This window comes from Brevibacillus sp. HB2.2 (assembly GCF_013284275.1).
GTDB lineage: Bacteria > Bacillota > Bacilli > Brevibacillales > Brevibacillaceae > Brevibacillus > Brevibacillus brevis_D.
Genome location: NZ_JABSUV010000013.1, coordinates 75,028 through 95,465, shown reverse-complemented (window position 1 = coordinate 95,465; position 20,438 = coordinate 75,028). Strand labels below are relative to the sequence as shown.

19 protein-coding genes are annotated in these 20,438 nt (G+C 49.1%); 15 read left to right on the top strand and 4 right to left on the bottom strand.

Annotated features, from left to right (window positions below; all coding sequences use genetic code 11):
- Nucleotides 1-26 precede the first annotated feature (26 nt).
- On the top strand, nucleotides 27-323 hold the full coding sequence (locus tag HP401_RS11850; protein WP_142497164.1) for a hypothetical protein: 297 nt from the start codon (nucleotides 27-29) through the stop codon (nucleotides 321-323).
- 50 nt (nucleotides 324-373) lie between these two features.
- Here HP401_RS11850 and HP401_RS11845 read toward each other — a convergent pair whose 3' ends face one another.
- Entirely contained in the window at nucleotides 374-1,252 is an 879-nt protein-coding gene (locus HP401_RS11845; protein WP_173605129.1) for a proline iminopeptidase-family hydrolase, read from the bottom strand.
- A gap of 174 nt (nucleotides 1,253-1,426) precedes the next feature.
- On the opposite strand from HP401_RS11845, the gene HP401_RS11840 reads away from it, so the two are divergent.
- From HP401_RS11840 to HP401_RS11795, 10 genes are all read left to right on the top strand, one after another.
- The gene (locus tag HP401_RS11840; RefSeq protein ID WP_173605128.1) at nucleotides 1,427-2,332 is read left to right on the top strand and encodes a hypothetical protein; all 906 of its coding nucleotides are present in this window, start codon (nucleotides 1,427-1,429) and stop codon (nucleotides 2,330-2,332) included.
- Between the two features lie 26 nt (nucleotides 2,333-2,358).
- Nucleotides 2,359-3,816, top strand: a complete 1,458-nt coding sequence (locus tag HP401_RS11835) for a sensor histidine kinase (RefSeq protein WP_173605127.1) — start codon at nucleotides 2,359-2,361, stop codon at nucleotides 3,814-3,816.
- Nucleotides 3,813-4,508: a response regulator transcription factor gene (locus tag HP401_RS11830; protein WP_173605126.1), complete on the top strand. Its 696-nt coding sequence runs from the start codon at nucleotides 3,813-3,815 to the stop codon at nucleotides 4,506-4,508. Before HP401_RS11835 ends, HP401_RS11830 begins: the two co-directional genes overlap by 4 nt.
- Before the next feature lie 145 nt (nucleotides 4,509-4,653).
- On the top strand, nucleotides 4,654-5,649 hold the full coding sequence (locus tag HP401_RS11825; RefSeq protein ID WP_173605125.1) for a beta-ketoacyl-ACP synthase III: 996 nt from the start codon (nucleotides 4,654-4,656) through the stop codon (nucleotides 5,647-5,649).
- Nucleotides 5,639-6,814 carry an ATP-grasp domain-containing protein gene (locus tag HP401_RS11820; RefSeq protein WP_173605124.1) on the top strand — a complete coding sequence of 392 codons (1,176 nt, stop codon included), beginning with the start codon at nucleotides 5,639-5,641 and terminating at the stop codon, nucleotides 6,812-6,814. Before HP401_RS11825 ends, HP401_RS11820 begins: the two co-directional genes overlap by 11 nt.
- Before the next feature lie 15 nt (nucleotides 6,815-6,829).
- The gene (locus HP401_RS11815; RefSeq protein ID WP_173605123.1) at nucleotides 6,830-7,831 is read left to right on the top strand and encodes an NAD-dependent epimerase/dehydratase family protein; all 1,002 of its coding nucleotides are present in this window, start codon (nucleotides 6,830-6,832) and stop codon (nucleotides 7,829-7,831) included.
- On the top strand, nucleotides 7,821-8,672 hold the full coding sequence (locus tag HP401_RS11810) for an MBL fold metallo-hydrolase (protein ID WP_173605122.1): 852 nt from the start codon (nucleotides 7,821-7,823) through the stop codon (nucleotides 8,670-8,672). Before HP401_RS11815 ends, HP401_RS11810 begins: the two co-directional genes overlap by 11 nt.
- The gene (locus HP401_RS11805) at nucleotides 8,660-9,994 is read left to right on the top strand and encodes a F390 synthetase-related protein (RefSeq protein ID WP_173605121.1); all 1,335 of its coding nucleotides are present in this window, start codon (nucleotides 8,660-8,662) and stop codon (nucleotides 9,992-9,994) included. The genes HP401_RS11810 and HP401_RS11805 overlap by 13 nt, the downstream gene beginning before the upstream one ends.
- Nucleotides 9,987-11,132, top strand: a complete 1,146-nt coding sequence (locus HP401_RS11800; RefSeq protein WP_173605179.1) for a GNAT family N-acetyltransferase — start codon at nucleotides 9,987-9,989, stop codon at nucleotides 11,130-11,132. Before HP401_RS11805 ends, HP401_RS11800 begins: the two co-directional genes overlap by 8 nt.
- A 95-nt stretch (nucleotides 11,133-11,227) precedes the next feature.
- Nucleotides 11,228-12,115: a DMT family transporter gene (locus tag HP401_RS11795; RefSeq protein WP_173605120.1), complete on the top strand. Its 888-nt coding sequence runs from the start codon at nucleotides 11,228-11,230 to the stop codon at nucleotides 12,113-12,115.
- On the opposite strand, the gene HP401_RS11790 is transcribed toward HP401_RS11795, so the two are convergent.
- Nucleotides 12,116-12,823 carry an ArsR/SmtB family transcription factor gene (locus HP401_RS11790; protein ID WP_173605119.1) on the bottom strand — a complete coding sequence of 236 codons (708 nt, stop codon included), beginning with the start codon at nucleotides 12,821-12,823 and terminating at the stop codon, nucleotides 12,116-12,118.
- Nucleotides 12,824-12,956: 133 nt separating this feature from the next.
- Here HP401_RS11790 and HP401_RS11785 point away from each other — a divergent pair, with 133 nt between their 5' ends.
- Entirely contained in the window at nucleotides 12,957-13,556 is a 600-nt protein-coding gene (locus HP401_RS11785) for a DJ-1/PfpI family protein (RefSeq protein WP_173605118.1), read from the top strand.
- Between the two features lie 71 nt (nucleotides 13,557-13,627).
- Here the strand turns inward: HP401_RS11785 and HP401_RS11780 are convergent, their stop codons facing one another.
- Nucleotides 13,628-14,614: a M23 family metallopeptidase gene (locus HP401_RS11780; RefSeq protein ID WP_173605117.1), complete on the bottom strand. Its 987-nt coding sequence runs from the start codon at nucleotides 14,612-14,614 to the stop codon at nucleotides 13,628-13,630.
- 198 nt (nucleotides 14,615-14,812) lie between these two features.
- Here HP401_RS11780 and HP401_RS11775 point away from each other — a divergent pair, with 198 nt between their 5' ends.
- Entirely contained in the window at nucleotides 14,813-15,538 is a 726-nt protein-coding gene (locus tag HP401_RS11775) for a response regulator transcription factor (RefSeq protein WP_173605116.1), read from the top strand.
- Nucleotides 15,528-17,291 carry a sensor histidine kinase gene (locus HP401_RS11770; RefSeq protein WP_173605115.1) on the top strand — a complete coding sequence of 588 codons (1,764 nt, stop codon included), beginning with the start codon at nucleotides 15,528-15,530 and terminating at the stop codon, nucleotides 17,289-17,291. Before HP401_RS11775 ends, HP401_RS11770 begins: the two co-directional genes overlap by 11 nt.
- 92 nt (nucleotides 17,292-17,383) lie before the next feature.
- Here the strand turns inward: HP401_RS11770 and HP401_RS11765 are convergent, their stop codons facing one another.
- Nucleotides 17,384-19,141, bottom strand: a complete 1,758-nt coding sequence (locus HP401_RS11765; protein WP_173605114.1) for a methyl-accepting chemotaxis protein — start codon at nucleotides 19,139-19,141, stop codon at nucleotides 17,384-17,386.
- 241 nt (nucleotides 19,142-19,382) lie between these two features.
- On the opposite strand from HP401_RS11765, the gene lplA reads away from it, so the two are divergent.
- Nucleotides 19,383-20,372 (top strand): lipoate--protein ligase, encoded by a 990-nt coding sequence (gene lplA / locus HP401_RS11760; RefSeq protein WP_173605113.1) that lies wholly within the window; start codon nucleotides 19,383-19,385, stop codon nucleotides 20,370-20,372.
- Nucleotides 20,373-20,438 lie beyond the last annotated feature (66 nt).

Below are 20,438 nucleotides of genomic sequence, written 5' to 3'. Positions count from 1 at the left end.
CCATTTGACAGATTAGGGGGATGATTATGGCAGGAGTGGAGATAAACGATTTATTAAGATTCGTTATGATTACTTTTATCATAAGTTTAGTCGTTATTTCCGTTGCTTTATTGCTTCAAAAGAAACAAGGTAATCTTGTCAATGGATTCACACTGAGCATGATTTCAGCAATTTCAGTAACCGTTTCTGGAACGAATCTTATGATGATGGGTTATATAGCTGATGAATTGAACCTAGGTGGAGACGCTATGTCTACCTATATGTTTTTCATCATTGTAGGGTTAAACATCCTTAATTTCCTTCTTTACTTAAAAAAAGAATGAGAGGTTCGGAAAAACTCGCATCGGCGGTGATACGAAGTTTTTCCGTTTTTTTATTTCGAATCTGCTTTTTGCAAAAAGCGGCGGATGACTTGCACGTATTCGTCTGTCTCTTCCAGATAGCCGACATGCGAGCTGTTTTCAAAGACATGGAGCTCGGCGTTTGGCACCAGAGACTGATAATAACCAGTCGATTCAGGCGTCGCTTCATCATAGCGGCCGCAAACGAACAGGGACGGGATGTTGATTTGATGCAGCTGGGGTGTGTAGTCGAATGTTTTCAGATTCCCTGTTGGGCAAAACTCAGACGGTCCCCACATCGTCATGTACACTTCTTTATTCGCTTTTGGACGGCTTTCTGTCATAACGGTTGGCATTGGATCAAGGCGGCACACATGGCGCTTGTAGTATTCCTTCATGGCATCTTGATATTCTTGTGAATCAGTTGTACCCTGCTCCTCGTGTGTGGCGATGGTTTGTTGCACATCTACTGGCAATTGCTCGATTAAACGATCTGCGTCCTGTTTCCAACGCTCTGCGCTCAGGCATGGACTGGAGAAGATGATGCTCTGTACCCCCTCCGGCTTGGCGTCCACCAAATAAGCTGCTGCCAGCATCGTACCCCACGAATGTCCCAGGATGTGTACCTCTTTTAAGTCAAGGGCTTGTCTGATGCAAGCGAGCTCCTCCACAAAGCGTTCGGTTTTCCAAAGAGTCAGATCTGTCGGGCGATCGGAATTGCCTGATCCCAGCTGATCGTAGAAAATGACGGGTCTGTCGTCGCCTAAGACATGAAGCGTTGATTTGAGCGGATCATGCGTATTGCCAGGTCCGCCATGAAGGACGATCAGAGGTGTTTTCTCCCCTTCGCCGACACGACTGTACCATACTCTGCCGCCAGGAACTTCAATATAGCCTTCTTGCATACTCATCGATAATGCCTCCACTTCAGGTTCATACTGATCTCTCTTCCTTTCAATATAGCATATGGAATTGTTTTTACACTTTTTTTAGAATTGATTTAGAGCATGTTTAGACCCACTATTTATCATCACTGGTATAGGAAGCGATGACAGTTGCTTTCGATGAGACTAGGAGGGATCAGCATGCGGAAAAAATGGTTGGGTATCGGCTTGTCTGTTGGGATCACAGGAGCATTGATTTGGGGATACGGGGCTTCAGCGAGTGCGGATAGCACGACGATGAGCGTGTATAAATCAGCCCTGCAACAAACGAAGGAAGCGAAGAGCATGACGGCCCACGCGCAGCTAGCACTCACAGACAACGGAACGAAGCTGCTCACACTCGAGGGAGTTGCAAAGATCGATCATAACCAGCACATCGGGAATGTCGATGCGACTATTACAGACACGCTGGGCGAGAAAAGCGTGCAAGCCTTTCTGGAAAAGGATCAAGTTGTGGTTAAAAAAGGGGATAGTAACATTTATAGGGTCATGGAAAAAATGGATAGAAGACCCCAGTCAGAAAATGACGCCGATAACAAACGCGGAGCAATGATGCATAAGCTGCTTACTACGGTATTCGGCGATCTCGGAAAAAACGCGACCGTTGAAAATCTACCGGATGGAGGCAAGCGTACGTCGCTTCAGCTCTCCGAAGAGCAAATTCCGGCATTTATCCAGGCAGCCGGACCTATTCTTTACGATAAGCTCGTCGAACATAGTCAAGAAGCGTCTTCCTCTGAGAACGGGCTATCTGTGAAGCTTCCCCGGTTGCAAGAGGATTTCCAAGTGGACCAAGTATTGCTGAATGCCAAGATCGATGGGGAAAATCAAATCGAGCAGCAATCTGCTGTGGTACAACTTTCGGGAACAGATACGTCTGGGAAAGAGCACAAGCTCCAGCTTTCTTTGGATATCCGCCTGTCCGATTTGGGTACGACCACACCGGATCGCATCGATCTTACGGGCAAGCAAGTCGAGAAGGTTTCCCGCGAGGACATGAAGAACAAATGGAGAAAAGACTGGACGAAGCATTCCGATTCCGAGTAAACCATGACTGCAAGGGGGAATGAAACATGTCAATTAAAACAAGACTTTTGCTCTCCTATATTGCCATGATTATCATCCCCCTTGTTTTGTTTGGATTGGTGGCATCGGGATTGGCGAATTACTTTTGGGGGGAACAAGAAGCAGGCAAACCGCTTCTTCGTGATACGCTCAACAAACGAGACGAATTGTTTGCTGGTGTCACATTCATGGCTAAATATGCTCCCAATCAATTGATGAACCAGAAGCTGCTAACAGAGACGGATGAGGAGCTACAAGCAGTTGGCGGAGCATTGATTCTGACCAAGGACGAGCATGTGCTATTTGTTTCCCCGTCGATTGATAGCGCTGACGTGCCTGATTATTTGCAGGATCAGCCGGATCAGGGGCGCATGCATAGCTGGAAGCCGTTTAAACAGGACGGCTACACGTTTGATACGTACGAGTTTACTTTTGCTGATCAGAGGAAAGGAAAGCTCTACTTCCTTGCGAATTCTTTCCCCTTTATGCAGACAGGCATTTATTTTTTTAGCGCATTGATTCTCAGTCTTCTAACGATTGTGGCGCTGACGAACGGTGTATTAACGTTTCTTGTTTCACGCAGTATCATTCGACCCTTGTACGCCTTAAAGCAAGCAGCGTACGAAATCAAAGAAGGCAATCTGGAGCGTCCTGTTCAACTCCATCGCAAAGATGAGCTGGGAGAGCTGGGAGAAGCATTTGAAGAGATGCGCAGCAGATTGTATGATTCTATCCATTTGCAGCTTCAGTATGAAGAAAATCGTAAACAATTGATTTCGAGTATCTCCCATGATCTGAAAACACCCATCACAGGAATCAAGGCATGTGTGGAAGCGGTGCAGGAAGGGATTGCGGATACGGAAGCGAAGCGAGAAAAATATATGAAGATGATTGCCATCAAATCAGAGCAGATGGACCGTCTGATTGATGAGCTGTTTTTATTCTCGAGACTGGATATGAACAAGCTTCCCTTTCACTTTGAAGAAGTCGATATGCGAGCCTATATGGCACAGTTTGCCGAAGAGCTGCGACTAGACCCGCGAATGCACGGCGTATCTATTCGCTATGACGAGCATCATGAAAGTCCAATTCCAGTCATGGCTGATTGGGAAAAACTCCATCGCGTGCTCATGAATATCGTGGACAATAGCTTGAAGTACTTGAACAAGGACGAGAAGCTGATTCGATTGGAAGTGGAGAAAGCCAGCGGTGATGTGCTAGTGGCGATCTCCGACAATGGAACAGGGATTGAAAAAGAAGCAATGCCCCATATTTTTGACCGCTTTTATCGGGCGGACCCTGCACGTAATTCGGCCATGGGAGGCAGCGGTCTTGGACTCGCCATCGTCAAACAAATTGTGGAGGGGCACGGTGGTCGGGTATGGGTGGAGAGTGAGAGCGGACGGGGGACCCGTATTTGTTTTACCTTGCCAGATATCAAGAGAGTCGGGGGTAACACGGAATGAAGCACATTTTAATCATTGAAGATGACGCGGTGATTGCAGAGGTGCAAAAGGATTACTTGGAGGCAAACGGCTACTCGGTCGATGTTGCTACTTCCGGCGATAGGGGTTTGCAAAAGGCATTGCAAGAGGAGTATGACCTCCTGATTCTAGACCTGATGCTCCCCATCGTGGATGGCTTCGAAATCTGCAAGCAAGTACGGAAAGCCAAAAATATTCCGATCCTGCTCGTCTCCGCGAAAAAGGAAGACATCGACAAGATCCGTGGACTGGGTCTGGGCGCCGATGATCATATCAGCAAGCCTTTTAGTTTGGGAGAACTGGTAGCGAGGGTCAAAGCCCATTTGGCCCGTTACGACCGTCTCGTTTCCGATTCCAAACCGCATACGGCAAAAGAGGAGATCAGGCTTCGTGGGATTCGCATCGACAAGCTGGCGAGGAGAGTTTATATCAATGGAAATGAAGTAGCTTTCACTTCCAAGGAATACGACCTCCTGCTCTTTTTGGTAACCCACCCCAACTGGGTGTTTAGCAAAACGGAGCTGTTTGAAAAAATTTGGGGTCTCGATTCGTACGGGGATATCGCGACGGTGACCGTGCATATTAGCAAGCTGCGGGAAAAAATAGAAAGTGATCCGGCTAAGCCGCAATACATCGAGACGGTGTGGGGTGTCGGTTATCGCTTTTTACTATAGTGGGAGAAGAAATGCAGCATACATAAACACTTGGGTATTTCGTACCAAGTGTTTATTCTGTTTCCCATAAATCGACAAACTTAGGTAAAATAAATGGCAGATGTCGAATAGTGTGTAGGAATGCGAGCTAAGGGAGACACAGAATATGGAGAGAAAAATCAAAATCCTCGGAACAGGGAAATACTTGCCGACTCGGCGAGTGACAGCAGCAGAACTGGAAGAAAAGCTGGGACTTGCGGCTGGATGGGTAGAGAAAAAGTCCGGGGTAAGCGTCAGACATTTTGTGACGAATGAAACGGCAGCACAGATGGGAGCCATCGCTGCTAAGCGTGCTTTGGAAGCGGCGGGACTTTCCCTTCATGATATCGATTGTATCGTGTGTGCAAGCGGAACGGCGCAGCAGGAAATCCCATGCACGGCTGCTTTAATTCAAGAAGAGCTTCAACTAAGCAAATCAGGCATTCCCTGCTTTGATATAAATGCGACATGCCTCAGCTTCGTCACTGCGCTGGATGTGATGTCGTGCCAGATGGCGGTTGGTATTTACGAGCGAGTCTTGATCATTTCATCAGAGATATCCTCTGCAGGTTTGAATTGGGAGCAAAAAGAGAGCTGTGTGCTGTTCGGAGATGGGGCGGCGGCTGTTGTCATTGGCAGGACGCCAGAAACAGAGAGCTCCCGCATCTTGGGTTCAAGCATGAAAACATACAGTGAAGGCGCGCACTATTCCGAAATAAGGGGTGGCGGCACGCTGATCCACCCGAGACAATTTGCCCAAGGAAGAGAAGCAGACTTTGCATTTGATATGGACGGACGGAAAATTTTTCGCCTGACCTCGCAGTTAATTACCGGATTCGTGGATCGTTTGCTGTCGTCAGCCTCCGTAACCATGGAGCAAATCCGTACTGTCATTCCTCATCAGGCCAGTGGGATGGCGATGCGGATCATGGCAGGCAAGCTCGGATTTAGCGACCAGCAAATGGTGAACATTCTGGCGGATCATGGAAATGTCATTGCAGCTTCGATTCCGATGGCGCTGCATGAAGCTATTGGGCAAAATCGGGTACAGCGAGGAGATCACCTGATGCTGTTGGGCACATCTGCTGGCTTGTCTCTCGGAGGAATTGTGCTTGAATACTAAACAATCAGTCTTGCTGACAGGAGGACGAGCTCCAGCTACGTTAGAGCTGGCGCGCTTGCTGGGTTCTGCGGGACATCGAGTGATTGTAGCGGAGAGTGCGCGGCGACATCTTTGCCAGCACTCTCGTTATGTAGAGCGCTCCTACCAAGTGCCTCCACCCCGACAGCAGCCCGATGCTTATATCGAAAAGCTGTGTGAAATCATGCAGCGTGAGGGTATCGATCTGTTGATCCCGACTTGCGAGGAGATCTTTTACGTATCGCAGGGGCGGGATCAATTGCTTGACTATGGTGAAGTGCTAGTGGAAGGAATCGAGGTATTGCGTTCGTTGCACGACAAATGGCTTTTTGCCGAAATGGCGCGCGAAGTGGGAGCACTGGTCCCACATACGGTTCGGGTACAATCTTCGGCTCAATTGCGGGAGGCCATGCTGCGAGCAGGAGGACCTGTGGTGCTGAAGCCCGTCTATTCTCGCTTCGCAGCTCATGTACAAATCGTGGCTGACCCGTTATCTGCGGTAGGGCAGTCCTCACTGCCCCAACCGACAGTTGGGCAACCATGGCTAGTTCAACAGTTTATAAAAGGGAAACAGGTGTGCAGCTACGCGGTTGCTCTGGATGGACAGCTCACTTTGTACGCCGATTACGAAACAACACATACAGCAGGGCAGGGTGCCTCGATTTACTTCGCCTATTCAGACCATCCACAGGTAAGAGATTTTGTTAGCCGCTTTGTGCAACGGCATACGTTTCGTGGACAAATCGCATTTGATTTCATTGAGAATGAGCAGGGAGAGCTGTATGTGATTGAGTGCAATCCACGCCTGACAAGCGGTGCGCATTTGTTTACAGGACAGCACGACGCGGCTACTGCCTATTTTTCTGATCGGGGAAAAACCGTTTTTCCTGTTGGAAAACAAGCTTGCATGCTAGGGATGGCGATGCTGACATACGGCCTTGCTGGCATGACAAATCGACAGAAGGCAAAACGTTGGGTGAGCGACCTGCTTTCTGCAAGGGATGTTCTGTTTAGGTGGGATGATCCACGACCTTTTTTTGATCAGTTCTCCATGCTGGCAGATTTGGCTTGGCAGAGCTTTCGAACGGGAAAAAGCATGATTGCTTGCAGTACGAGCGATATCGAATGGAACGGAGAAGAGGCGTAAGGAAGTGAGGAAGAAATGAACAAGCGAATTCTAGTAACAGGGGCGACTGGGTTTCTCGGACAGAAGCTGGCTATACGACTACATGTAATGGGCTATGACGTAACAGCGCAAGGACGAGACGAGCGAATCGGCCAGCTATTGCAGGAGCGAGGCATTCGATTCCTTCGGGCAGACCTAAGAGACAGAGAAGCCATGGTGAATGCTTGCCGCGATCAGGATATCGTGCATCACGCTGCTGCTTTTTCCTCCCCGTGGGGAACGTACCGTGACATGTACGAGACGAATGTGACAGGAACCATTCATGTCATCGAGGGCTGCAAGCTGCACGGCATCCAGCGTCTTGTCCATGTATCGACGCCAAGTATTTATTTTGCTTTTGACGACAAGCTGGGAATCCGCGAAGATGAACCGATGCCCGTTCGGTTTGCCAATACATACGCACAAACGAAATACCAGGCGGAGCTGGAAGTCGACAAGGCGTTTCTTGCAGGACTACCGACGATCACGATTCGTCCGCGGGCCTTGTTTGGCCCAGGAGACAATGCAATCCTTCCCAGATTGATCCGCGCCAATGAAAAGAAATTCGTCCCGCTGATCGACGGAGGCAAGGCGATCATTGATTTGACGTATGTGGAAAATGTCGTGGACGCGCTGATCTTGTGCATGGATTCTCCAGCGCACACATTGGGAGAGGCTTACAACATTACAAATGGGGAGCCTGTGACGATGATCGAGGTATTGTCAGATGTGTTTCGGCGCTTGGGGGTTCCGTTGAAAACGCGCGAGCTGCCATATTGGAAGGCGTATGCCGCGGCTTGGGTGCTGGAGACACTCTCCAAGACCGTTTTGGGCTATCGCGAGCCGGTTTTGACACGTTACTCGGTCGGTGTGCTCGCCAAATCACAAACCTTGGATATCTCAAAGGCGAAGCGCGATCTGGGCTATGAACCACGGGTGAGCATTGCCCAAGGTATCGAGACCTTTACAGAATGGTGGAGGACGCAGGATGGACGTTAAACTGACGCTGATGGACACGGGCTACTGCCAGCAGCTCGAAATGTTTTCACGAAAGGGCGGCCGGATGAAAAACATTCCGTTTCACGCCATCGCAGGGCTTATCGAGCATCCCGTCCACGGCTTGCTGCTCTTTGATACGGGCTATGCGCAGCGCTTTTTTGAAGCCACGAGCAAGCTTCCTTATTCGCTGTACGGCAAAATAACACCCGTATTCTCAAAGGCACATGAGAGTATTGCTGAGCAGCTCGCAGCACGCGGAATCCGAACGACAGACATAGCGGGTATTCTCATTTCCCATTTTCATGCGGATCATATCGGCGGTTTGCGTGATTTTCCGCATGCGCGACTATACTGCTTCGAGAGTGCCTACAATCACGTGAAGGGAAAGACGGGGTGGGCGGCGCTGCGGGAGGCGTACTTGCCTGATTTGATGCCTGACGATTTCGAAGAGCGGGTGACTTTCATTGATCGAGGAGAGCTTGTGGCATTGCCTGAAGCTTACGCGCCATACACGGAAGGCTACGATTTGTTTGCGGACCAGAGTCTGTACATCGTCGATCTGAACGGACATGCAATCGGGCAATTTGGTGTGTTCCTGCGTGATCGGGATCATGGGGATGTATTTTTGTGCGCGGATGCTGCTTGGTCGAGTGAGGCCTATCGCGGCAACCTGTTGCCTCACCCGCTGGCTATGTTGATCATGGCGGATCGACAGGCGTATCGCGAGCATTTGCACAGGCTGCATGTGCTATCCCGCCAACGTCCCGACATGAAAATCATGCCGACACACTGCGGGGAAGTCTGGCAGGCCAGCAGAGGAGCGTTCACATGGAGATCATGACGATCTTGAAGCAGTATGTAAAAACGAAGTGGCTTGCCCGTCGGTTTTCCTCGCGTGAGCAGCTGGTGAAATGGCAAGAAGCGCAGGTCAGAGCAATGTTGACGCGCATTTTCCCAGCCTCTCCTTTTTACCGAAAGAGATTGGGAACGCCAGAACGCTGGAGACAGATGGAGCCAATCGATAAAAAGAGCATGATGGACCATTTTGACGAGCTGAACACGTACGGGATCAAGAAGGAAAAAGCATTTGCGATTGCACTGAAAGCAGAAACGACACGCGATTTCACTCCCCAATTAAACGGCGTGACCGTAGGCTTGTCTTCTGGGACATCTGGCAATCGCGGGCTTTTTCTCGTGGGACCGCAGGAGCAGGCGAAATGGGCAGGGGTGATTTTGGCGAAAGCATTGCCTGGTCAGCTATGGTCGACGCATCGGATTGCTTTTTTCTTGCGAGCGAATAGCAACCTGTATACAGCGGTCAACAGGCGTCGCATTCAATTCTCGTTCTTCGATTTGCAAATACCGCTCGATCAGCACCTGGATCACCTGAACCAGTATCAGCCAACGGTGTTGGTTGCGCCAGCCTCGATGTTGAGAATGCTCGCGACTGCCCAGCGTCAGGGGAAATTGCGGATATCTCCGATCAAAGTAATCTCGGTGGCAGAAGTGCTTGACCCGTTGGATCAAATATACATCGCAGAAGTGTTCGGGCAAATCGTACATCAAATTTATCAATGCACAGAAGGTCTGATTGCGGTGAGCTGCTCACACGGGACGTTGCATGTCAATGAAGACCTCGTGGTGGTGGAAAAGGAATATCTCGATGAGAAGAAGGAGCGATTCTTTCCGATCATCACAGACTTTTCCCGGATGACACAGCCGATTATCCGTTATCGATTGAACGACATTTTGACGGAAAAGCGCACACCATGTCCATGCGGCTCGGTGTTTATGGCGCTGGAATCGATTGAGGGCAGGGCAGATGATCTATTTGTTTTTCGCCATGAAAACGAAGCGAGTTGGATATCGGTCTTTCCTGATTTCATCCGGCGTGCCGTCATTACCTCGTCTGATGCGATTGAAGAGTATACGGTACGGCAGCTAAGCTACGAGCAAGTTGAGATAGCACTACTCATGAAGGATGGGGAAGGACCGTCCATGCGTGAGCAGGAACGAGTACGCCAAAGTCTTGAGCGAGTCATTGCCGATCAGCAAGGACAATTGCCTGCGATTGTGTTTGCACCGTACGAGCTGAATCTCGGTACGAAAAAATTGCGGCGGGTAGAGAGGATGTTTGTTCTAGGTGAGCAGGCCATTGATTGAATGGTATGAAGGGACTTCGGCGGAGCAAATCCCTTGGGAACAGGCGCAGGATGCCGACTACGTCAAAAGCTACTTGTTGCCCATGATGACGGAACAACCATCCCGCTATGTGCAAAATGTACAGACGCGGATGGTTGCACTCCGTGTAGGTGATCGGATCATGCCCATAACGGTGAACGATAACGAGTACGACAATTCGTATGTCAGTTCGGTGTTTACCCATTACGTGACGTATGCAAAGGAAGAGCTAGGCATGCTCGATTCAGCGGTGCTGAGGCAAGCACTGTCGACTGTACTTACAGGGCTTGGACGCTGGATGAAAAAAAGCCAATGCAACAAAATGGTCATCGTCAACAACTGGCTGTTATCGACCAATCTGTATCATGATGTGCGTGCAGATGAAGTGAAGGACATCACGGAAAGCTGCATCCAAAAGTTCCCTAGTCACATCATCGCGTTTCGATCTGTTTGTCGCAGGCTCTACCCGGATTTTCACAAGGGGCTCGTAGAGAAGGGCTATCTCATGGTCCCCAGCCGCTATGTCTACCTTTTTCATCCCGACTGGCCCGCACAGGGCAAGTGGCGGGTCCGCAATACGCTCAACCGCGATCGAAAAATGCTAGCCAAATCGGGCTATCGTATCCTGCGTCATGAGGAGCTGGGAGAACAGCATGTCGAGCGAATCGTTGCTTTATATAACGCGTTGTATCTGGATAAATACTCCCGGCATAATCCACAGTTTTCGGTGGAGTTCGTCCGATTGGCGATGCAAAAGAGGACATTGACCCTCATCGGCTTGGAAAAAGACAGACAGCTGGACGGCATTCTTGGCTATTTTGAACGAAATGGTGTGATGACGACACCGCTATTTGGCTATGATACGACTCTCACCAAAGAGACTGGGCTGTATCGGATGCTGTCGTGCCTCTTGGTACAAGAAGCACAGAGCAAGGGCATCCTGCTCCATCAAAGTGCGGGTGTAGGTGCATTCAAAGCGGACAGAGGAGCCGAGGGAGAACCGGAATATACAGCGATATATGTCAAACATTTGCCGTTTTATCGTCGAGCGGTCTGGAAGGTGCTCGCTGTCTTGCTGAATCAAATCGGGATCAAGATGGTGGAGAAGTACAGACTGTAAATCTTTAGCACACTTCGACCCTCATCGAACTAACCGTCAGGTACACTGCATGTAAGAAGAAGCAAGTAGCTTGCCTGAAACGGGGGAACAACGCCATGAATCGAATTTTGTTCGGGATACTTGTCGTCGTGACGACATCATTGATGGGTTCGTCTTTTGCGGTAGGAAAGATTGGATTGGCCTATTTTTCACCATTGCTGCTGGTAGGACTGCGTTTTACGTTGGCAGGACTGATCATGGGAGCGTGGGTATGGAAAAAGCCGCTCCCGAAGTCGGCAGGTGACTGGGGGAAGCTGTGTCTGATCGGATTTTTGCAGACAGCTGCCGTCATGGGATGTATCTTTTTGAGTCTGCGTACGATCACAGCGGGTGAATCCTCGATCCTGACGTTCATGAACCCACTGCTTGTGGTCATATGGGGCACGTTATTTCTCGGAATATCCTATCGACTGACGCAATGGATGGGGGTTCTGGTTGGACTGGTAGGGGTGTTCATCACGCTTGGCTTCCATCTGCAATGGGAGACGGGAACGCTGTTTGGGATCGGGTCAGCTCTTGCGTGGTCAATGGCTACGATTCTCGTTAAAAGGTGGGGAGTCCGCTTCAATGTGTGGGTGCTGACAGCTTATCAGATGCTGTTCGGAGGAATTCTGCTCCTCGTGATGGGGGTCACGCTCGAAACGCCGAAGCTGATTGTGACGCCGACCGCTGTGTTCGTCGTCCTCTGGCTTGCGATCATGGCTTCCATTGTGCAGTTTGCGACGTGGTTTTACTTGCTGAATCACGGAGACCCGGGCAGGACGAGTGCTTTTTTGTTCCTTGCTCCGTTCTTTGGTGTTTTGTCGGGGTGGGTGTTGCTGGATGAGGTCGTGCAATGGCATGTGTATGTGGGGGGGGTGTTGATTTTCGCAGGGATTTTCCTGGTGAACTGGACGTTTGCCCCACGCAGGCAAGTCAGTCAAAAAGCACAGCTGGCAGAGTAGCTAGCTGTGCTTTTTGCATTCATCTACTTGCAGTCCGAACTCGGTCATAAAACCTGAGCTGCCTAACGGCGTGACACGGACTGCCCTCCCTCCTGGCACTCGCTCGATCCAGCCAAGCTCAAAAAATCGGTTGGTGAGTGAGGCTCCGAGGCTACCTGCCAAGTGATGGCGACGCTCGCTCCAATCCAAACACGGACGGGCAAAGCGACGTCTGCTCTTTGGCTTGGCCACAAGGTCTACGCCGAGTGATTGCAGCTTGTTTTTTCCCGCTTCACTGAGCACATAGTCTTGATCGGATGCCTCGATCAACTGCATCTCCAGCATTTTCTGCGTCAGGGCAACGCCTACTTCACCAGCGAGATGGTCGTAGCAGGTACGCGCATAGCGGATGGCTCGCAATTGGTCAGACTCGCGCAAGGAACGAACCGGCTTAGGTGCTGCGATCGTCATTAACGATTCTAGGGCATGGGCGACATCAGGGCTGGCTAGGCGATAGTAGCGATGTCGACCGTGTGACTCGCTGACCAAAAGACCGCCTTCTACCAGCTTTGCCAAATGCGTGCTTGCCGTTTGGGGGGTAACTTTTGCGTTTCGTGCGAGTTCACTGGCGGGGAGTGCCTTGCCGTTCATTAGGCTGATCAGGATGGAGACGCGGGATGGTTCTCCTATGAGGGACGCGACCTCTATAATATTCGGACTGGTACTCATCAGACAGCGGACCTCCTCCATCATTTTTTATCTTCTATCAATGACTCTAGCAGAATCTTGCAGCTAAAAAAACTAGAGATGTTCGCGAGAAGCTATTGTAATATAAATCCAAACATGATTGGGGGAGAGCCACATGGAGACTAAGCAATGGCGAGTAGGAATTTTTTTGTTTGACGATGTGGAGGTGTTGGATTTTGCAGGTCCGTTTGAAGTATTCTCGGTGACATCTATGGAAAATGACAGCCATACACCTTTTCGTGTAGAAACGGTATCGGAAAAGGGGAACATGATTCAAGCGCTGAATGGTCTGAAGGTTCAACCAGATTACAGCTTTGCGAATATGCCTGCTTTTGATATTCTCATCATTCCTGGTGGAATAGGTGCGAGGGAGCGAGAAGTACATAATGAGCGGGTGATCCAATGGATTCGTGAGCAAATGCAAAAGGTGGAGCTGATGGCCTCCGTCTGCACAGGAGCCTTTTTACTTGCAAAGGCAGGCTTATTATCGGGCAAAAAGGCAACGACCCATTGGGCAAGTCTCGATCGAATGGAAAAGGAATTTCCAGAAGTCGTTGTGCAAAGAGGAGTAAAATTCGTGGATGAAGGAAATATCGTGACATCTGCTGGGATCTCAGCGGGTATCAATATGTCCTTTCACATTATCAAACGATTAGTAGGTGCGGAAGTAGCAGAACAGACTGCTAAGATAATGGAGTATGATATTGTCCTCTAAAGAAATTGGCAGTCCATCCCTTTGGATACAAAACAAAAGGATGGATTGCCGCTGTTTGATAGCTACACCATTTACTTTGCGGTAATGCTTTCACCTTGACGCGGATTCAATCCGTTCTCCCACTGCACGCGAATGGATTTGCTCTGGAACAAATCTTTGCCGTCAGAGACCTGATAATGCAGATGAGGCTCGCTGGAATTGCCAGAGTTGCCACATAGTCCAAGCAAATCCCCTTTCTCCACACGATCGCCAACCTTTACCTTTGCGGAGCCTTCTTTCAAATGGGCGAAGTAGCTGAATTCCCCATTGCCATGATCGAGGATGACGACGTTGCCAGCGGGCTCTTGTGCGTTCATCGTTCCGACAGGGACATTATCCTTGAGATCCTGGACGACATGTATGACAGTTCCTGCCTGCGGTGCGTGTATTTCTTGCCCGAATGCGAAATAGCTCTCGTTTTTCGCAGGGTCCCCCTTGTAGGTTAATCCGTCTTTAACCTGAATAAGATCGTATGCATAGCGTTGGCTCTCCACCTCGTAGTGATAGTTTGAAAGGACATTCTGACCTCCCCAAAACACATACCACTCACCTGTAAACGGTGCGCTATACGCCTGCTTTGTCAAAGCATTGTCGGTGTCAGGGTAGCTTTGCAGCGGCTTTAATAAAACACCCGTAATGATTCCTTTTTCATCCGTCGTAAGGACAAGGCCCCGTTTGGCGTCCTGATCCACCCAGGTACCATAATAGCTGCCGTTTACGGACGTGTGGGAATATTGATTCCACGACTTCACCCCCGAGCTAAAAGCAGTATACCCTTCTACAAACTGTGTTTTTGAAACCTGCTGTTTGAATGACGGGCTTGTTTGCTCATATACCTCCTCTATTTTTCCGTTAAGGAGAGTTTGCACAATCGACTCCGCTTGATCCGTCATCGTCTTTGCACCTTCTTTTTTCTTTGTGAGGGATTCAGTAGTAGAGGGGATTGCGGTTGCCTCTGATTGCGCAGCACATCCTGTCAAAAGAATTGCTCCTACAAGTGAAATCCAAACTTTTTTCATGTCGCCACTCCTATCTTGTTCTAAGCGCTCGTTTCATTATAGAAAGCCACTCTTATCGGACATGAAACGCTGGCTTACAGGATGCTTAAATCTGTCGCGGCAAAATTATGATTCCGTTAAGGTTGTTGCGGACGCGCGCCGACAGTACGCATGATAAAATGGAGGATAACGCAAAAGCGCAAAAGGAGCGAAGTGATCGTGAAAGATGCAGCTATCCTTCTCGTGGACGATGAGCAAGCGATTCTCCAATTGCTTGAGACCGTACTGCACAAAGAAGGATTCCACTTGATCGACAAGGTGAAAACATCCGAGGAGGCGCTCTGTGCATGCGAACGAAAAAGCTATGACCTGATCGTTCTGGACGTAACGCTTCCGAATATGAGCGGCATAGAAGCTTGCCCATTCATCCGCCGTCTGACGGATGCGCCGATTCTGTTCTTGAGTGCAAGAGACACCGATTTTGACAAGCTGACCGGATTTGCCGTTGGCGGGGATGATTACGTGACGAAGCCGTTTAACCCGATGGAAATTGTTGCACGCATCAAGGCATTGCTTCGCCGTACACGCAAAACGAACGCGGCTGTACCGACAGCACCCGTTCAAGGGGTCTATGATTTTGGGCGGTTTCAAGTCCATGAAGCAGCAGGGGAGCTCTGTGTGGAGGGGAAAGTCATTCCTTGTCCGTCCCTTGTTTTTCAACTGTTGCTATTTTTGTGCAAAAATCCGAATCGGATATTTTCGAAAAGCGAGCTGTACGAACGAGTATGGGGCGTGAATAGCTTACGTGACGATAACACCATCATGGTACATATCCATCGGATTCGGGAGCGCATCGAGCCCGATCCAGCGCAGCCAGAGTTTTTGGTGAACGTCAGGGGACTCGGGTACAAAATGGTGAAAAAGGGCCTTCCTTATGAATATTAAGAGCAGAATTGCGCTCCATCTGGTCATGTGGTTGGTGCTGGTTGGCCTCATTCTCTTTGTGCTAGCAGGGTTTACGTTATATTGGACGCTTGAAGAAATGTCAAAAGTACAGTCCTCACGTCAATTTGAGAGCGTCGGCTTGCAGCGGCTGATTCAGACCATAGAAGTAGAGGGAGAGGATGTCCGCTTTGACCCCGAGCTGTTGGAGAAGGTCCGAGATAGCGGAGGGTGGCTTCAGCGGATTGATGAAAAGGGGTATGTCACGGACTCTTTCTTTACCCCGCCTGACGTACCCAGCTACTACGGTCCTGGCCAATTAACGGCTTATTGGCTCCGAAAAAGCCCGTTCCCCTATCAGCTATCGTTATGGATACAGGAAAAAGACGGCGTGGTTCACACCTTGCTGTATGGGATGACGAACCGCGATGACGACTTCTTGCAACAGGTGATCGAGGAGGCTGATCATAAAAATAACGAGATCCTGCTTCCTCCAAGCATCCAAAATCAATTGAAGAGGAAAGCGGGCTGGGTGCAGCTCCTAGATCCGAAAGGGGGAGAGCTGGCTTCCTTTAATAAGCCTGCAAAAGCAATCAAGGATTTCACCGTGGAAGAACTGGCGCTACGCTCGATATACCCGGATCGCTACGGAGCAACAATCGTATCGCATTATGATCAAAAAAGCGGCCAAACCTGGGTACTCAGTTATCCGTTGCCAGGAACGACTCCCGGGGAAGAACCGCTTTTGACACCGGAAAGTAAGGCCCTATATATCGGGATGGGCATGTTGCTCTTGTCGGCGATGCTCGTCTTCGGGATTGTGTCCTACTTGTTCGGACAGCGATTTGGCGCACCGATTGTTCACGTATTACGGTGGTTGACCTTTCTGCGTGGGGGGCAGTACGAGGAGCCTGCCAATGCGGATGGTGTTCCGCTCAGCCAAGACAAGCGAGGGAAGAGAAAGCGCAAATACCGTATCTACCAAGATGTAATCGAGTCGATGGACTCCTTGTCGCAAACGCTTAACCGCAACGAAAAGCTTCGTCATGAAACGGAGCAATTGAGAAATGAGTGGATCGCTGGCGTTTCCCATGATCTGAAAACGCCGCTGTCCTCTGTCAAAGGGTACGCGCATCTATTAGGAAATGCCGAGTATACGTGGACGGCAGAAGAGGTACATACTTTCGCCAAAATTATTTTGGACAAGTCAGCGTATATGGAAGACTTGATCAACGATTTGGCGTTGACGTATCGATTAAGGAACGGACAAGGTGCTCCTACGGTCGAGCTCGTTGACTTGAATGGTTGTACAGCTGAAGCCATTACGGAAGCAGGAAAACATCCGTTGTACCCGGAAGGCTGCATCCGGTTTACCCCCTCTCCCGAACCTGTTTACATGCTCGTCTACAAGCCTTGGTTTCAGCGTATCGTGGATAATTTGGTTGCCAATGCCTTGATTCACAACGAGAGCGGTACGATTGTGTCCATCAGCGTACAAGCAGTGGAGCCATCCACAGCTTTGCTCATTTTTAGCGACAATGGTAGTGGGATGGACGAAGAAACAGCAGATCGACTATTTGAGAGATATTATCGTGGCACAGACACCGAGTCCCGCACGGAAGGCTCTGGCCTAGGGATGGTTATTACAAAAGCATTAGTGGAAGCATTTGGTGGTTCACTCGAGGTGAAAACAGCTGTCGGGAAGGGGACGACGATTTCGATTACGTGGGAAGCGGAGCAATCGCCTCGGATTTAAATAGGCTGATAGGGAGAGGAAAAGGCTGCGTTTGCGAGGTCAGGGGTGACCAGCAAAGGCAGCCTTTTTCGTTTCAGAGATGTAGATGATTCTTACACCTTAAATTGTTGAATCGATTCATGCAGCTCGTCCGCCATTTTTGACAAGGAAGCAGCAGAGGACGAGATTTCCTCCATAGAGGCTAATTGTTGTTCAGCGGCGGCGGAAATGTTTTGTGTTCCGAAAGCCGTTGTCTCCGCAGTGGTGGCAATCGCTTCAATGGAATGGACGGCTTGCTCTGCTCCGGTTGTCATGTGGTGAGTGGATGTGGTAACTTGCTGAATCTGACGTGCTACTTCTGTCGTTCCAGACAAAATTTCCTGGAAAGCCTTGCTAGCTTCATGTACGACTTCGATTCCAGCCGAAACCTCAGATGTCGTTGTTTCCATCACGTATACGGCTTTGTTCGTATCGACCTGAATCGCGCTAATGAGGTCTTTAATTTGCTGGGTAGATTTTGCTGATTGTTCAGCCAAGATACGTACTTCATTGGCGACGACAGCAAATCCACGTCCATGCTCTCCAGCACGGGCCGCTTCAATCGCAGCATTTAGCGCCAACAGGTTCGTTTGTTCGGCAATCGAGGTGATGACCTCGACAATATTGCTGATCTCCGAAGAGCGGTGACCAAGCATTTTGATTGATTCTGCCAGCTCTTGGACAGTTGTGTTGATAGAATTCATTTGAGCGATGGCACCGACAATTGCTTCATTGCCGTTTGAGACCAGCATGTTCGTTGTATCGACTGTCAGAGAGACTTGTTCGGAGCTGGATGCAATTTGTTGCAGACTCGAGGACATGTCGTTGATTGTCTTGACCGTTCCATCGATCGTTTTGGACTGATCTTCTGCTCCAACAGCGATCTCTTGCATCGTGACGGCAATTTGTTCCGTTGCCTTGCTCGTCTGTTCTGCACTTGCCGTCAGCTCCTCAGAGGTAGAAGCGACATGCAGAGAGCTGATGCGGACGCGAGAGATGAGCTCGCGCAAATTCTCTGTCATATGGGTCACGTCATGGACCAATTGTCCGATTTCATCACGGTTTTTTACCACGATGTCTTTCCCGGACAGATCACCACCAGCAATTTCTTTCACGCGCTCGGCAACCAGGGCAATAGGTCTGGAAATGAACCCGGAGGCATACCACGAGACGACGAATCCGACGATCAAGGAGATTCCCAGCACGATCAGCAAATCAGACAGTACACTTTCAGCAGGGGCATTGAAGTCTTCCATATAGCTGCTTGCACTTACGATCCATCCCCAGTGAGGGTCTAGCTTGGAATAGGCGATTTTCGGATAGAGAACATCGGGCTCCGTTGGCTTCGACCACTGATAGTATGTAAAGCCGCCGCCTTCCTGACCGCGCTTAATCATTTCTTGGGTAAAAAAGATACCGTCAGGATCTTTTGTATCCCATTGATTTTTCCCCTCAATGGAAGGAGAGGCGAGCATGACACCTTTCTCATCCAGAACGAACATGTATCCACTGGCACCGGAATCGACATTTTTGTTAATCGAGCGGGTTCCATCCGACTGTTTGGGGCCGAGGATATGAAGTTTTACTTGCTCTTGTGCATCTTCTTTGCTGATTTTTCCAGCTTCGACCTGTTTCTGGAGAACATCAATCATTTCAATCGTCAAGTTCACGTTATTTTTTAAGATACGGCTGCCCAAGTCGTCCAAGCTGTAGCTCGCAGAATAATAGCCCTGAATTCCGATGTTAAGGCAAGGAAGTGCCAATAACAGGAGACATAACAGGACGAGCTTAGTTCGCAGAGAGCTTGAACGGGAGAACTTGGCTGTTTTCATAAAGAACACCTCGTTGATCCATAGTATTTTATCTAGAAAAGAAAACACCAAGATGATTGCCCCTAGACTTACGTCAATTATCGACAATCTGAAAACGTTTTTATAGAGGATTTTTAAAAAATCAACAAAAAAATTAGATTAGGAAATAATGCTTCATACATGAGTAGATTCGAAAGCAGTACAGACCGGCAGGAAGTGGTATGATTAGGAAGATAGAACGCTTACGGATGGAGGCTCTCTCATGAAATTTATCGATAATCAAGGGATTACAGATCCGCGCATTAATTTGGCGATTGAAGAGTACGCCCTCAAGCATTTGCCCAACAGTGAAGACTATTTGCTGTTTTATATCAATGAACCTTCTATTATTATCGGAAAAAACCAAAACACTATTGAGGAGATTAATGCAACTTATGTAGAAGAAAACCATATTCACGTCGTTCGCAGACTGTCTGGCGGTGGTGCTGTTTATCACGATCTGGGCAATCTCAACTTCAGTTTTATAACGAATGATGATGGCGAGTCCTTCCACAATTTCCGCAAATTCACGGCTCCAGTGGTACAAGCCTTGAAAACATTAGGGGTAGAAGCAGAGCTGACAGGACGAAATGACATACAGGTCGGGGAACGGAAAATTTCTGGCAACGCACAGTATTCGACCAAAGGACGCATGTTCAGCCACGGCACGCTGCTTTTTGATTCGGAGATGGAAAACGTCGTGTCTGCTCTCAAGGTAAACGCAGAGAAGATCCAGTCCAAAGGGATCAAATCGATTCGCAGCCGTGTCGCCAACATCTCAGAGTTTTTGGAGACGAAGATGACCATTGAAGAGTTCCGTCTGGCGGTTCTCCGTTCGATTTTTGGAGAAGGAGAGATCGAAGAATACAAGCTGACTGAAAAGGACTGGGAGAACATTCACGAGCTTTCCCGTTCCCGTTACCAGACTTGGGAGTGGAACTACGGCAAGTCACCGAAAAGCAATTATCGTCAATCCAAACGTTTCGATATCGGTACCGTGGAGATCCAGCTTGATATTGAAAAGGGCAAAATGAAAGAAGCGAAGATATACGGAGATTTCTTCGGTGTACGTGATATAGCGGAGCTGGAAGCCGTGCTGCGAGATACGCCGTACGATCGCTCCTCAATCAGTGAGAGACTCGCCGACATCAATCTGCAGGAGTTTTTCGGGAATCTGGATCAAGCATCTTTTATCGATCTGTTACTCGTCTAAAAAAAGAACGTCAAAAACCTAACTTTTGTTAGGTTTTTTTCACTTTCCCCTCTGATAGCATTAGTT

Excerpts from the sequence above, each read along its gene's own strand:
- HP401_RS11825 (WP_173605125.1), top strand. The coding sequence starts at position 4,654 with ATGGAGAGAAAAATCAAAATCCTCGGAACAGGGAAATACTTGCCGACT.
- HP401_RS11805 (WP_173605121.1), top strand. The coding sequence starts at position 8,660 with ATGGAGATCATGACGATCTTGAAGCAGTATGTAAAAACGAAGTGGCTT.
- lplA (WP_173605113.1), top strand. The coding sequence starts at position 19,383 with ATGAAATTTATCGATAATCAAGGGATTACAGATCCGCGCATTAATTTG.
- HP401_RS11815 (WP_173605123.1), top strand. The coding sequence starts at position 6,830 with ATGAACAAGCGAATTCTAGTAACAGGGGCGACTGGGTTTCTCGGACAG.
- HP401_RS11795 (WP_173605120.1), top strand. The coding sequence starts at position 11,228 with ATGAATCGAATTTTGTTCGGGATACTTGTCGTCGTGACGACATCATTG.
- HP401_RS11780 (WP_173605117.1), bottom strand. The coding sequence starts at position 14,614 with ATGAAAAAAGTTTGGATTTCACTTGTAGGAGCAATTCTTTTGACAGGA.
- HP401_RS11765 (WP_173605114.1), bottom strand. The coding sequence starts at position 19,141 with ATGAAAACAGCCAAGTTCTCCCGTTCAAGCTCTCTGCGAACTAAGCTC.
- HP401_RS11785 (WP_173605118.1), top strand. The coding sequence starts at position 12,957 with ATGGAGACTAAGCAATGGCGAGTAGGAATTTTTTTGTTTGACGATGTG.
- HP401_RS11830 (WP_173605126.1), top strand. The coding sequence starts at position 3,813 with ATGAAGCACATTTTAATCATTGAAGATGACGCGGTGATTGCAGAGGTG.
- HP401_RS11845 (WP_173605129.1), bottom strand. The coding sequence starts at position 1,252 with ATGAGTATGCAAGAAGGCTATATTGAAGTTCCTGGCGGCAGAGTATGG.
- HP401_RS11810 (WP_173605122.1), top strand. The coding sequence starts at position 7,821 with ATGGACGTTAAACTGACGCTGATGGACACGGGCTACTGCCAGCAGCTC.
- HP401_RS11835 (WP_173605127.1), top strand. The coding sequence starts at position 2,359 with ATGTCAATTAAAACAAGACTTTTGCTCTCCTATATTGCCATGATTATC.
- HP401_RS11790 (WP_173605119.1), bottom strand. The coding sequence starts at position 12,823 with ATGAGTACCAGTCCGAATATTATAGAGGTCGCGTCCCTCATAGGAGAA.
- HP401_RS11840 (WP_173605128.1), top strand. The coding sequence starts at position 1,427 with ATGCGGAAAAAATGGTTGGGTATCGGCTTGTCTGTTGGGATCACAGGA.
- HP401_RS11770 (WP_173605115.1), top strand. The coding sequence starts at position 15,528 with ATGAATATTAAGAGCAGAATTGCGCTCCATCTGGTCATGTGGTTGGTG.
- HP401_RS11850 (WP_142497164.1), top strand. The coding sequence starts at position 27 with ATGGCAGGAGTGGAGATAAACGATTTATTAAGATTCGTTATGATTACT.